The 13570-nt window shown below is 74.0% G+C and carries 7 protein-coding genes; 1 reads left to right on the forward strand and 6 read right to left on the reverse strand.

Annotation, left to right across the window (positions count from 1 at the left end; genetic code table 11):
• Positions 1-1117: maltotransferase domain-containing protein (locus AB0L29_RS08390; RefSeq protein ID WP_365824686.1), on the reverse strand; the 1117-nt coding region annotated here is incomplete at its 3' end.
• Positions 1118-2160: 1043 nt separating this feature from the next.
• Between AB0L29_RS08390 and AB0L29_RS08395 the strand changes: the two genes are divergently transcribed.
• Positions 2161-4779: a glycosyltransferase family 1 protein gene (locus AB0L29_RS08395; protein ID WP_365824688.1), complete on the forward strand. Its 2619-nt coding sequence runs from the start codon at positions 2161-2163 to the stop codon at positions 4777-4779.
• A gap of 58 nt (positions 4780-4837) precedes the next feature.
• Here AB0L29_RS08395 and AB0L29_RS08400 read toward each other — a convergent pair whose 3' ends face one another.
• The 5 genes from AB0L29_RS08400 to AB0L29_RS08420 form a co-directional block, all read right to left on the reverse strand.
• Positions 4838-5356: a DUF1990 domain-containing protein gene (locus AB0L29_RS08400; RefSeq protein ID WP_365824690.1), complete on the reverse strand. Its 519-nt coding sequence runs from the start codon at positions 5354-5356 to the stop codon at positions 4838-4840.
• A 70-nt stretch (positions 5357-5426) separates the two neighbouring features.
• Positions 5427-7079: a M4 family metallopeptidase gene (locus AB0L29_RS08405; protein ID WP_365824692.1), complete on the reverse strand. Its 1653-nt coding sequence runs from the start codon at positions 7077-7079 to the stop codon at positions 5427-5429.
• Positions 7080-7282: 203 nt separating this feature from the next.
• Complete coding sequence (locus AB0L29_RS08410; protein ID WP_365824694.1) at positions 7283-9343, reverse strand: M4 family metallopeptidase; 2061 nt, start codon at positions 9341-9343, stop codon at positions 7283-7285.
• A gap of 529 nt (positions 9344-9872) precedes the next feature.
• Positions 9873-11723, reverse strand: coding sequence for an ABC transporter ATP-binding protein (locus AB0L29_RS08415; RefSeq protein WP_365824696.1), 1851 nt, complete (start codon positions 11721-11723; stop codon positions 9873-9875).
• Positions 11720-13498, reverse strand: a complete 1779-nt coding sequence (locus tag AB0L29_RS08420) for an ABC transporter ATP-binding protein (RefSeq protein ID WP_365824698.1) — start codon at positions 13496-13498, stop codon at positions 11720-11722. The genes AB0L29_RS08415 and AB0L29_RS08420 overlap by 4 nt, the downstream gene beginning before the upstream one ends.
• Positions 13499-13570: the final 72 nt, after the last annotated feature.

Below are 13570 nucleotides of genomic sequence, written 5' to 3' on the forward strand. Positions count from 1 at the left end.
TGCCGTCGGGGCGGTGGTGGAACCACTGGGGGTGCTTGTGCACCCAGGGGTGGTCCGGGGAGCACTGCAGGGCGAAGTCCAGGGCGATCTCCAGGCCGTGGCGGCCGGCCTCGGCCACGAACCAGGCGAAGTCCTCCAGCGTGCCCAGCCGGGGGTGCACGGCGTCGTGGCCGCCCTCGGGGGAGCCGATCGCCCAGGGCACCCCGACGTCGTCGGGGCCGGGGGTGAGGGTGTTGTTGCGTCCCTTGCGGAAGGTGGTGCCGATGGGGTGGATGGGCGGCAGGTAGACCACGTCGAAGCCCATCGCGGCGATCGCCGGCAGCCGGCGCGCGGCGGTGCGGAAGGTGCCGTGCGGCTGCTCGGGCGTGCCCTCCGAACGCGGGAAGAACTCGTACCACGCCCCGTACAGCGCCCGCTCCCGCTCCACCAGCAGCGGAAGGGGATCACTGCTGGTGACCAGCTCGCGCAGCGGATGACGGGCCAGCACCTCGTCCACCCGCGGGGTCAGCGCCGCCGCCAGCCGCGCCGCCGCCGCACGCCCCTCGTCCCGCAACGCCGCCACCGCGGCCAGGATCACCTGCCGCTGCACGTCGCCGGGGACGCCGGCGGCGGCCCGCTCGTACAGCCGCGCGCCCTCCTCCAGGACGACCTCCGTGTCCATCCCGGCCGGGATCTTGATCTGCGCGTGGTGCCGCCAGGTGGTGACCGGGTCGCCCCAGGCCTCCACGGTGAACGTCCACAGGCCGGGCTCCCCGGCGGTCACCGTGGCGCCCCACCGGTCCGTGCCGGGAGCCAGCTCCCGCATCGGCGTCCACGGGCCGGGGCGGCCCTGCGGGTCGCGCAGGACGACGTTGGCGGCGACCGCGTCGTGCCCCTCGCGGAACACGGTGGCCGAGATCTCGAACACCTCGCCGGTGACCGCCTTCGCGGGCCTGCGCCCGTGCTGGACGATCGGGCGGACGTCGAGGACCGGTATGCGTCCGACGGCGGTCGCGTCGCTCGCGGGGGGCGGCGGGCCGGCGGCGGCCGGGCGCACGGGTGGTGTCCCGGCGCCGGGCGTCCGGCGCGCCGCGGTGCCGTGCGGCGGTGGTGCTGACGAATCGTGCTTGGCGGGCATGACCGCTCCTGTCCGCGTCAACGTGGGTGGGCGGATGTCGGTGGGGAGGTGGGTCCTGCGTGGTGTTCCTGAGGGTGTACCCGGAGGAGCCTTCCCCTACTGTTCGGGTGAGCAATCCGGCAGGTTGCTAACTACTCACGCGTATGTCGACACACAAGTCCGGCCTCCTCCGCGGCGGACGAGTCCGGTGCGTACCAGGCTGCTTCCCCTGTGTTACCGGCGCGGTACCTGCGGGGGTCCGTTCGGCGAACCCGGACCCGGCCGGAGATTCTTCCGGACGCCGCCCGTGCCGCCCGTGCCGGGCGACCTGCGCCGCAGTGGCCCTCGGGCGGGCGGCCGGGTACGGCGCCGCCGCTCCGGCGGCATGCGCCGCCGCCACCGGGGTACCCGGCCGGGTCGGCCGGGCGGTGCCGCCCGCGGCGGACGCGGGGGCGACCGCCGCGCCCGGGGCGGAGGGACCGGGGCGGGACCGCGGTGGGAGAAGGCCGGTTCCGCTTCCTTCCGGCCGGTCGCGCCGGCCGTGATTGCCTGCCGCACGCCCGCCGGCGGGTACGGGGCGGCCGGCCCGCCGCCGTTGCCCGCGGCGGCCGTGCACGCCGCCCCGGACGCGACCAGGCCGCGGACGGCGGCGTCCGAGCCGGGCGTCGCGGGCCCGCCCGGGCACAGGCCGGCGGTCCCGGCCCTCCCTGCGGTCCCGGCCCTCCCTGCGGCGCCGGGGGCCCGCCCGCGGCGGGTGCGGCGCGTCGGGGCGCGGGGGAGCAGTGGGGCGCACGCGCGGCGTGTGCAGGTCGGTGGGGTCTGCCGCGGCGTCCGCTCGCCCGTCGGTGCGAAGCGGGTGCGGTGGGAGCGTGGGCGGGTACACACGGCTCAGGTGATCCGTCCCGGCCGGGGCGGTGGGCGCCCGCCGTGCGCCGGCTGCCCCTGTCGCGGGGCCCGGAGGCGGCAAGCGCCCGGCGGGGGCGGGGCGGTCGCCGGTACCGTCGAAGGTACGACGCGACGCACACTGCCGTGCCGTCGCACAGCGACTCGCGCCGAGGTGGAATGTGAAGGCGATCCGTCGATTCACCGTCCGACCCGTTCTCCCCGAACCCCTCCGGCCGCTCAGCGATCTGGCCCGCAACCTGCGCTGGTCCTGGCACGCGGAGACCCGTGACCTGTTCCAGGCCGTCGATCCCGAACGCTGGGCCGCCTCGGGCGGTGACCCCGTGCGCCTGCTGGGCGGCGTCCCGCCCGCGCGGCTCGCGGAGCTCGCCGAGGACCGCCGCTTCCTGCGCCGTCTCGCCGCGGTCGAGGGCGACCTGCACGACTATCTGACCGGTGACCGCTGGTACCAGGCGCAGACGGACGACCTGCCCCGTGCGATCGCCTACTTCTCGCCGGAGTTCGGCATCACCGCCGCCCTGCCCCAGTACTCCGGCGGTCTCGGCATCCTGGCCGGCGACCACCTGAAGGCGGCCAGCGACCTCGGCGTGCCGCTGATCGGCGTCGGGCTGCTGTACCGGCACGGCTACTTCCGCCAGAGCCTGTCCCGGGACGGCTGGCAGCAGGAGCACTACCCGGTGCTCGACCCCAACGAGCTGCCCCTGGCGCTGCTGAAGGAGGCCGACGGCAGCCCCGCCCAGGTCGCCCTCGCCCTGCCCGGCGGCAAGTCGCTGCGCGCCCGCATCTGGCTGGCCCGGGTCGGCCGCGTCCCGCTGCTGATGCTGGACTCGGACGTCGAGGAGAACGACCTCGGCGAGCGGGGTGTCACCGACCGGCTCTACGGCGGCGGCAGCGAGCACCGGCTGTTGCAGGAGATGCTGCTGGGGATAGGGGGCGTGCGGGCGGTACGGGCCTACTGCCGGCTGACCGGGCACCCCGAGCCCGAGGTGTTCCACACCAACGAGGGGCACGCCGGGTTCCTCGGGCTGGAGCGGATCGCCGAGGCGTGCGCGCAGGGGCTGGACTTCGACTCCGCGCTGGAGGCGGTCCGGGCGGGCACGGTGTTCACGACGCACACGCCCGTGCCGGCCGGCATCGACCGGTTCGACCGGGAGCTGGTCGCCCGGCACTTCGGGCCCGACGCCGAACTGCCGCGGATGGACGTCGAACGCATCCTCCGGCTCGGCATGGAGACCTACCCGGGCGGTGAGCCGAACCTGTTCAACATGGCCGTGATGGGGCTGCGCCTGGCCCAGCGCGCCAACGGCGTCTCGCTGCTGCACGGGCAGGTCAGCCGTGAGATGTTCGCGGGGCTGTGGCCCGGCTTCGACCCCGAGGAGGTGCCGATCACCTCGGTGACCAACGGCGTGCACGCGCCGACCTGGGTGGCACCGGAGGTGCTCCGGCTCGGGGCCCGGCAGATCGGGCCGCAGCGCACCGAGGACGCCTTGGCGGTGGGCGGCTCGGAGCGGTGGGACGCGGCCGCGGACATCTCCGACCAGGACGTCTGGGAGCTGCGGCGGTCGCTGCGCGAGCAGCTCGTCACCGAGGTGCGGGAGCGGCTGCGGGCCGCCTGGCGGCAGCGCGGTGCCGGGACGGCCGAACTGGGCTGGATCGACGGCGTGCTCGACCCGGACGTGCTGACCATCGGGTTCGCGCGGCGGGTGCCGTCGTACAAGCGGCTGACGCTGATGCTGCGGGACCGCGACCGGCTGATGGAACTGCTGCTGCATCCCGAGCGGCCGGTGCAGATCGTCGTCGCGGGCAAGGCCCATCCGGCCGACGACGGGGGCAAGCGGCTCGTCCAGGAGCTGGTGCGGTTCGCGGACGATCCGCGCGTGCGGCACCGGATCGTGTTCCTGCCGGACTACGGGATGGCCATGGCGCAGAAGCTCTACCCCGGCTGCGACATCTGGCTCAACAATCCGCTGCGGCCCCTGGAGGCGTGCGGGACCAGCGGCATGAAGGCCGCGCTGAACGGATGCCTCAACCTGTCGGTCCTGGATGGCTGGTGGGACGAGTGGTTCCAGCCCGACTTCGGCTGGGCGATCCCGACGGCCGACGGGGTGGGCACCGACCCGGACCGGCGCGACGACATAGAGGCCGCCGCCCTGTACGACCTGCTGGAGCAGCGGGTGACGCCCCGCTTCTACGAGCGCGGCCCGGGCGGGCTGCCCGACCGGTGGATCGAGATGGTCCGGCAGACGCTGAGCCTGCTCGGGCCTAAGGTGCTGGCGGGCCGCATGGTGCGCGAGTACGTCGAGCGGCTCTACACCCCGGCGGCCCTCGCCCACCGCTCGCTGGACCCGGACGCGGCGCGCGACCTGGCCGAGTGGAAGGCCCGGGTGCGGGCGGCCTGGCCCGCCGTCACCGTCGACCACGTCGAGACCTCGGCCGTGACGGCCACCGCGGAGCTGGGGACGACGCTCGGCCTGCGGGTGCGGGTGGGGCTCGGCGATCTCGGGCCGGACGACGTCGAGGTGCAGGCCGTGTCGGGCCGGGTCGACGAGGAGGACCGGATCGCCGACGCGACCGCCGTGCCGCTGAAACCGGTGGGCGCTCCGGACCAGGAGGGGCGCTGGGTGTACGAGGGGCCGCTCTCCCTGGACCGCACCGGCCCGTTCGGCTACACGGTCCGCATCCTGCCCGCCCACCCGCTGCTGGCGTCCGGCGCGGAGCTGGGGCTGGTGGCGGTGCCGTCGCAGGAACTGGTGGCGGCGGCGGGCCTGCTGATGCGGTGAGGGAGGAGTCCCCTCGCGGCGCGGGGGAGGTCCCGTGCCGCGAGGGGGAGCGCGGTGCTCAGCCCTCGGACCCCCGGGCGGCCAGGCCCCGCAGCACGCTCCCGCAGCGCCGTGCGTACGCGTGCTGCAGGCCCCGGGCCGCCGGACCGCCCGCCCGGGCGTACCACTTCGCGGGCCGGCTGAACGCCGACACCGTCAGCCAGACCGTGCCGTCGCCGGTGCGGTCCACGACGAAGGACTCCTCGCCGCACTCCGGGTGACCGGCCAGCGTGCCGTACGCCCAGCCGGCGCGGCGGGGTTCCTCCACCGTCCACACCACCCGGCAGGGCGCCTTGATCACCCCGGCGAGGGTGACGGTGACGTCGACGCCGGGCGCGGCCCGCTCGGCGCTCGCGTCGAGGGCGACGCCCAGCGTGCGGTGCATCTCCCAGGTGAGGACCGCCTCGGACGCCCGGCGGAAGACCTGCTCGCCCTCGCCGAGACGGGTGCGCACGTGCAGGGGGTGGAAGCCCGGCGGGCAGAAACCCGCCTCGCGGGTGGCGCCGACGTCGGTGTAGGTGAAGTCCTGCGAAGACATGGGACCCAAGACTAGGGCGGCACCCGGAACGCCTTCCTCCCGGGTGCCGCCCGTTCCCTCACGCGGCCGGTCAGCTCACGTTGACCGCCGACCAGGCCGCGGCCACCGCCTTGTACTCGGCGCTGGTGGAGCCGTACAGCGCCGACGCCGCGTTCAGGGTCGCCGTACGGGCGCCCGCGTACTTGGTCGTCGACGTCATGTACGTGGTCAGCGCCTTGTACCAGATCTGCAGCGCCTTGGTGCGGCCGATGCCGGTGACCGTGGAGCCGTTGTACGTCGGCGAGTTGTAGGCGACCCCGTTGACCGTCTTGCTGCCGCTGCCCTCGGACAGCAGGTAGAAGAAGTGGTTGGCGGGGCCCGAGGAGTAGTGCACGTCCAGGCTGTTCAGGCGGGAGGACCAGTAGTCGGCGGAGGAGCCGTCCTTGCTGGGCTTGTCCATGTACCGCAGCGGGCTGCCGTCGCCGTTGATGTCGATCTTCTCGCCGACGAGGTAGTCGCCCGGGTCGCTCGCGTTGTTCGCGTAGAACTCCACGCCCGTGCCGAAGATGTCGCTGGTCGCCTCGTTCAGACCGCCGGACTCGCCGCTGTAGTTGAGGCCGGCGGTGTGGGAGGTGACGCCGTGGGTCATCTCGTGGCCGGCCACGTCCAGCGAGGTCAGCGGGTGGGTGTTGCCGGAGCCGTCGCCGTAGGTCATGCAGAAGCAGCTGTCCGACCAGAACGCGTTGACGTAGTTGCTGCCGTAGTGGACGCGCGAGTAGGCCGCCTTGCCGTCGTTCCTGATGCCGCTGCGGCCGAAGGTGTTCTTGTAGAAGTCCCAGGTGGTCTGCGCGCCGTAGGCGGCGTCCACGGCCGCGGTCTGGTCGGTGGAGGAGGCGGAGGCCACGCCCGTGCCCCAGGTGTCGTCCGCGTCGGTGAACAGGGTGCCGGTGCCGGAGGTGCCGCGGGCCAGGTTGTACGTCCGGTGGCCGCCGCGCGTGGTGTCGTACAGCTGGTACGCCGAGCCCGACAGGGTGGTGCCCAGGGTGACGGTGCCGGAGTACAGGCTCCTGCCGCTGCCGGTCTCGATGCCCTGGTACTCGTGGAGCTTCTTGCCGGTGGCCGCGTCGGTGACGACGTGCAGCTCGTTGGGGGTGCCGTCGTCCTGGAGGCCGCCGACGACCGTCTCGTAGGCGAGGACCGGCTTGCCGTCCGCGGCCCAGACGACCTTGCGGGGCGCGGAGTCGGCCTCGGTCTTCTCCGAGCCGGCCGCCTCGGCGAGCGCCACGGCCTGCTTCTCGGCCTTGGCCGCGGTGATCGCCGGCTTGAGGGTCGCCACCTCGATGGCGGCCTCGGTCGCCTTGGTGACGCCTCTGGTCTCGCCGGACGCCGACTCGTGGACGACGAGGTCGCCGCCGAGGACGGGCAGGCCGGCGTAGGTGCGCTCGTAGCGGGTGTGGAGGGTGCCGTCGACGTCCTTCACGACGTCCTTGACGATCAGTTCCTCCCGCGCGCCGAGGCCTATCTCCTCGGCCGTCCCGGGGGCGGCGGCCTGCTGCTCCCGGACGAGGGAGGTGCGGGCGGCGGCCGAGAGCAGGACGGGCGCGGCGGAGAGCCGGGGCCGTTCCGGGGCGTCGGCGGCCGCGCTGCTGGTGGCGGTCAGGCCGGTGGTGAGCAGGGCGCCGGCGGCGACGGCGGTGGCGATGGCCAGGGTGGTGCGCTGGTGACGCGCGTAGCGGGGAGTCACACGAGCTCCTTGGTGGGGGAGGGGGAGAGGTGCTGGTGCGGCGGGTGGAGGAAGAGTGGCATCTAAGACGCGTACATGTCAGGAGCGTCCGGTGATGTTGGCCGGAAGTCGACTGTCCGGTGAATGTTTCCGTAACGTAAAGGGCGCCGTCCCGCAGGGAGTTGACCCGCCGGGACGGCGCCCGGCCGTCCGCCGCAGGGGCTTTACGGGAAGGTCAGCTTCCAGCCGTTGATCCGGCCGGTGTCCCGGGCCGCCTGGTCCTGCACCCGCAACGTCCAGGTGCCGTCGGCGATTTCGGAGGAGGCGTCGACCGTGTAGGTCTCGTTCACGTCGTCCGCCGAGTCGGAGGAGCTGAAGTTCTTCAGGCGGTACGCCGTCCCGTCCGGGGCCAGCAGGTCGATCACCAGGTCGCCGCGCCAGGTGTGCAGGATGTCGACCGCGACCCGGAGGGCGGAGGGCGCGTTGCCGGTCCGGCCAGACACGGTGATGGACGAGGTGACGGCGGCTCCGTTGTCCGGAACCGGCACGTCGGTGGTGTTCTCGAAGGACGTGCCGCCACCGCCTCCGCCGGAGCGCGAGCCGACGTTCACGCCCGCCCAGGCGTCCTGGACCGCCTTGTACTCGGCGCTGTCCGTGCCGTACAGCTCACCGGCCGCCGCGAGGGTTCCGGTGCGGGCGCCCGCGTAGTTGGTGGTCGAGGTGAACTTCGTGGTCAGCGCGCGGAACCAGATCTTCTCCGCCTTGGCCCGGCCGATGCCCGCGACCGGCAGGCCGTCCGAGGTGGGCGAGTCGTAGGTGACGCCGTTGACGGTCTTGGTGCCGCTGCCCTCGCTCAGCAGGTAGAAGAAGTGGTTCGCGGGCCCGGACGAGTAGTGCACGTCGATCGAGCCGATGCCCGAGTACCAACTGTCCTTGGACGCGCCGTCCTTGCTCGGCCTGTCCATGTACCGCAGCGGGGTGCCGTCGCCGTTGATGTCGATCTCCTCGCCGATGAGGTAGTCACCGGCGTCGGAGGGGTTGGCCGCGAAGAACTCGACCGTCGAGCCGAAGATGTCGGAGGTGGCCTCGTTCAGACCGCCGGACTCGCCGCTGTAGTTGAGGCCGGCGGTGTGGGAGGTGAGCCCGTGGGTCATCTCGTGCGCGGCCACGTCGATGGAGGTCAGCGGGTTGGCGTTGCCGGAGCCGTCGCCGTAGGTCATGCAGAAGCAGCTGTCCGACCAGAACGCGTTGACGTAGTTGTTGCCGTAGTGGACCCGCGAGTACGCGCCCGCGCCGTCGCCGCGGATGCCGCTGCGGCCGTGCACGTTCTTGTAGTAGTCCCAGGTCAGCGCGGCCCCGTAGTGCGCGTCGGCGGCGGCCGACTCCGGGTTGGACGGGCTGCCGTTGCCCCACACGTCGTCGGGGCCGGAGAAGAGCGTGCCGGTCCCGGACGTCCCGCGGTTGAGGTTGTGCGTCCTGTGGTTGCCGCGCGCGCCGTCGGTCAGGTTGTACGTCGCGCCGGACTGCGTGGTGGTCAGGGGGACCGTGCCGCTGTAGACGGTGTTGCCGGTGCCGGTCTCGACGGCCTCCCACGCGTACAGCTTCTCGCCGGTGGTGGCGTCCGTGACGACGTGCAGCTCCTGCGGGGTGCCGTCGTGCTGGAAGCCGCCGACGACCGTCTCGTACGCCACGACCGGCTCGCCGTTCGCCGCCCAGATCACCTTGCGGGGCTCCCGGTCGATGTCCGGGCTCTGGGCGTGTCCGGCCCTCGCGGCGGCCAGGGCCTGCTTCCCGGCCCGGGCCGCGGGCACGGCGGCCCTGGTCGTGGGCGGCTCGAGGGCGGCGCGGGTGGCCTTCACGACGGACTCGGTCGCGTCGCGGGCCGTGCTCTCGACCACCAGGTCGCCGCCGAGGACCGGCAGCCCGTCGTAGGTGCGCTCGTAGCGGGTGTGGAGGGTGCCGTCCCGGTCCTTGAGGACGTCCCGGACGACCAGCTTCTCCTTGGCGCCCAGGCCGAGTTCCCGGGCGGTCCTCGCCTTGGTGGCGTTCGCCTCGCGGATCAGCGCGGCGCGCTGGGCGGGGGTGAGCCGGACCGACTCCGAGCCCGGCTCCGCCCGGTCCGCGGCCGACGGTGCCTTCTGCGGGGCCGCGGTGGCGGTGCCGGCCTGGAGGGCCGCGGCGATCAGCGCGGCGACGCCGGCGAGGGCGACGGCCGCGGCGCGGCGGTGCGGGGTGCGCGCGTGCGGGGTGTGGGAGGTGCGTCTGTGGGAGGGGCTGCTGCTCAACACTGACTCCTTCTGCGTGGCCGCGGGTCGCGCGGCCAGGGGAGACCGGGCGGCGGGTGGGCCGGCCGGGCGGAGCGAGGCGGTACGCAGAACCACGTGCCGACATGCGTCGGAGCTGGGCCGCGGCACAGCGGTGGGGCGAGCCTGTGGGGCTGCTGTGGGATTGCTGTGGAGCGGCCGTGGGAAGCGTGGCAGTGGAGCACGGTTTCTGTCAGGAGCGCGTCAGAAGATTGGCCGGAAACGGTTCGTTGTCCGGGAGTTCATGTTCGATATGCGAACCGTTCAGGGGAGGGCGGGATGCGGACCGCCGGGGAAGGGCGGGATGCGGACCGTCAAGGCAAGGCGGGCCGGCTGCCCTGCCACGCCCCCGGATGCGGCGCACACCCCCTGGTACGGCGCGCCGGGCCGCCGGCCGCGTCACGACGGACCCGGGGCCGAACGCCCCGCCCCGGCAGGCGCTGCCGTCCCTCCCGCGAGCCCGCCCCCGCCGCCCGGCCGCGGCCCGCCTTCCCCGCCGTTCCCCGGCCCGCTACGCCAGACTGTCCCGCCACGCCCGGTGCAGGTCCGCGAACCGGCCCGTCCCCGCGACGAGGTCGGCGGGGCTGCCGTCCTCCACGATCCGGCCGTCCTCCATCACCAGCACCCGGTCCGCGATCTCCACGGTCGACAGCCGGTGCGCGATGACGACCGCCGTGCGGCCCTTCAGGACCGTCGCCATCGCCCGCTGCACGGCCCGCTCGCCGGGGATGTCCAGCGAGCTGGTCGCCTCGTCCAGGATGAGCACGGCCGGGTCGGCGAGCAGCGCCCGGGCGAACGCCACCAGCTGGCGCTGCCCGGCCGAGATGCGCCCGCCCCGCTTGCGGACGTCGGTGTCGTAGCCGTCGGGCAGGGCGCTGATGAAGTCGTGCGCGCCGATCTCCTTGGCCGCCCGCTCGATCTCCTCGCGGGTGGCGTCCGGGCGGCCGATGGCGATGTTGTCGGCGACCGTGCCCGAGAACAGGAACGCCTCCTGCGTCACCATCACCACCGCGCGCCGCAGGTCCGGCACCGCCAGGTCGCGCAGGTCCACGCCGTCCAGCAGGACCCGTCCCGCGGAGGGGTCGTAGAAGCGGGCGAGCAGCTTGGCCAGCGTCGACTTGCCGGCGCCGGTCGAGCCGACGACCGCGACCGTCTGCCCGGCCGGGACGGTCAGGTCGAAGCGGGGCAGCACCTCCCCGCCGGTGCGGTAGGCGAACCGGACGCCGTCGAAGACGACCTCACGGCCGGGCCGGCCGCCCGCGGGGTCCGGGAGCCGCCGGGGCGCGGCCGGTTCCGGGACCGAGGGCGTCTGCGCGAGCAGCCCGGCGATCTTCTCCAGCGAGGCCGCCGCCGACTGGTAGGAGTTCAGGAACATGCCGAGCCGGTCGATCGGGTCGTACAGCCGCCGCAGGTAGAGCACCGCCGCCGCCAGCACGCCGAGGGCCAGCGTGCCGTCCGCGACCCGGGAGGCGCCCCAGAGCACGATCCCCGCGACGGCCGTGTTGGCGACCAGGCGCGAGCCGGTGACGTACCGGGCCATCTCCAGCAGCGCGTCACCGTTGGTGCGCTCGTGCCGCCGGTTCAGGACGCGGAAGTCGGCGTCGTTGGCCGCCTCGCGCCGGAAGGCGCGCACCGGCCGGATGCCGTTCATCGTCTCCACGAACTTCACGATCACGGCGGCGATGGCGGTGGACCGCTGCCGGTACACCCGCCCGGCACGCCGCCGGTACAGCCGCACGAGCAGGTACAGCGGCACGAACGACGCCACCGCCACCGCGCCGAGCCCCAGGTCGAGCCAGAGCAGCATCGCCGAGATGGAGACGAAGGACAGCACGACCATGACCAGTTCCTGCAGGCCCTCGTCGAGCAGTTCGCGCAGCGACTCGACGTCGGTGGTGGAACGGGAGATGAGCCGGCCGGAGGTGTAGCGCTCGTGGAAGTCGACGCTCAGCGCCTGCGCGTGGCGGAAGATCCGGCCGCGCAGGTCGAGCAGCACGTCCTGGCTGACCCGGGAGGAGACGGCGACGAACACGTACTGCAGCCCGCCCGAGGCCAGCGCGCACGCGAGGTAGCCGGCGGCGACCGCGGCCAGCGGCCCGTGGTCGCCGGCGCGGGAGGCGGGCACGGCGCGGTCGATCGCGTAGGCCACCAGCAGCGGGCCCGCCTGCATGGCCGCCTGCTGGAGCAGCAGCACGAGCGTCGTGACGGCCACCCGGGCCCTCAGCGGCGCGAGCAGGGAGCGCAGCAGGGCGGCGGTGGCGCCCGGGGGAGTGGGCAGGACGTCACGGTCGAAGGGGTCGCCGGTGTCCGGGGGCTGGTCGCCGGACCGGTCCTCGGCCGGCTCGGTGGTGGCCGCCGTCATCGCGCGTCCTCCTGTTCCCCCGCCATGAGGTGGGCGTACTCGGCGTTGTGGGCGAGCAGTTCCTGATGGGTGCCGACCGCCGTGACACGGCCGCCGGAGAGCAGGGCGACGCGGTCGGCGAGCAGCACGGTGGACGGCCGGTGCGCCACGATCAGGGCGGTGGTGTCCGCCAGCACCTGCCGCAGGGCGGCCTCCACGGCGGCCTCCGTGTGGACGTCGAGGGCGGACAGCGGGTCGTCCAGCACGAGGAACTCCGGCCGCCCGACCACGGCCCGCGCGAGCGCCAGCCGCTGCCGCTGCCCGCCGGAGAGGCTGAGCCCCTGCTCGCCCACCTGGGTGTCGACGCCCCGCGGCAGGGCGTGCACGAAGCCGGCCTGCGCCACGGCCAGCGCCCGCTCCAGCTCGGCGGGACCGGCGTCCTCGGCCCCCATCAGCACGTTCTCCGCCACGGCGGCCGAGAAGAGGGTGGGTTCCTCGAAGGCGACGGCGACCTTGGCGCGCAGCTCCTCGCGGGACATGGCGGTGATGTCCACGCCGTCGAGCGTGATCCGCCCGCCGGTCACCTCGTGCAGGCGCGGGACGAGCGCGGTGAGGGTCGTCTTGCCGCTCCCGGTGGCGCCGACCAGGGCCATGGACTCGCCGGGGCGGATGTGCAGGTCGACGCCGTCGAGGACGGGAGGGGCGTCGGGAGGGGCGTCGGGGTAGCGGAAGGTGACGTGGTGGAAGCGCAGGCCGTCCCGCCGCACGGCGCGGGGGCCGGCCGCGCGGCGGGGCGGATCGGACTCCGGTTCGGCGTCCATCACCTCGAAGTACCGCTCCGTGGCCGTGGCGGCCTCCTGGCTCATCGCCAGCAGGAACCCGATCGACTCCACGGGCCAGCGCAGCGCCAGGGCCGTCGACAGGAACGCCACCAGCGTCCCGGCGGACAGGGAGCCGTCGGCCACCTGGACGGCTCCCGCCACCAGGGCCCCGCCGATGGCGAGCTCCGGCAGCGTCACGATGACGCCCCAGATCGCCGCCAGCAGCCGGGCCTTGCGCAGCTCCGTCCTCCGCAGCGTCTTCGACAGCTCCCGGAACGCGCGCGCCTGGCTGCGGTGCTGCCCGAACCCCTTGATGACCCGGATGCCGAGCACGCTCTCCTCGACCACCGTGGTCAGGTCCCCCACCTGGTCCTGGGCGAGCCGCGCCACCTCGGCGTACCGCTTCTCGAAGACCACGCACAGCACCATCACGGGCACGGCCGGACCGAGGATCACCAGCCCCAGCGTCCAGTCCTGCAGCAGCATGATGATCACGCCGATGACGATGGTCACCCCGTTGACCAGCAGGAACGTCAGCGGGAAGGCGAGGAACATGCGCAGCAGCATCAGGTCCGTGGTGCCCCGGGACAGCAGCTGCCCCGAGGCCCACCGGTCGTGGAAGGCGACCGGCAGCCGCTGCAGGTGCCGGTACAGGTCCGCCCGCATCTCCGCCTCGACGTGCGACAGCGGCCGCGCCACCAGCCACCGCCGCAGCCCGAACAGCAGGGCCTCCGCGAACCCGAGCAGCAGCAGGTACAGCGCTCCCCGCCACACGCCCGCCGGGTCCCGGCCGGCGATCGGGCCGTCCACCATCCACTTCAGGAGGAGGGGGATCACCAGCCCCACGCAGGAGGCGACGACGGCGACGAACGCGGCGGTGAACAGCCGTGTCCGCACCGGCCGCACATACGGCCACAGCCGCAGCAGCGACCTGACGGCGGAACGGTCCTCGGCGGGGGCGGGTGGTGTGGGCATCGGCAGCGAGCCTACGGATCGCCACCGGCACTGCCCAGCGAGTTTTGACCCGACCGGAGTCGGCCGCTGGTC

It is taken from the genome of Streptomyces sp. NPDC052701, assembly GCF_040678355.1.
Taxonomy (GTDB): Bacteria; Actinomycetota; Actinomycetes; order Streptomycetales; family Streptomycetaceae; genus Streptomyces.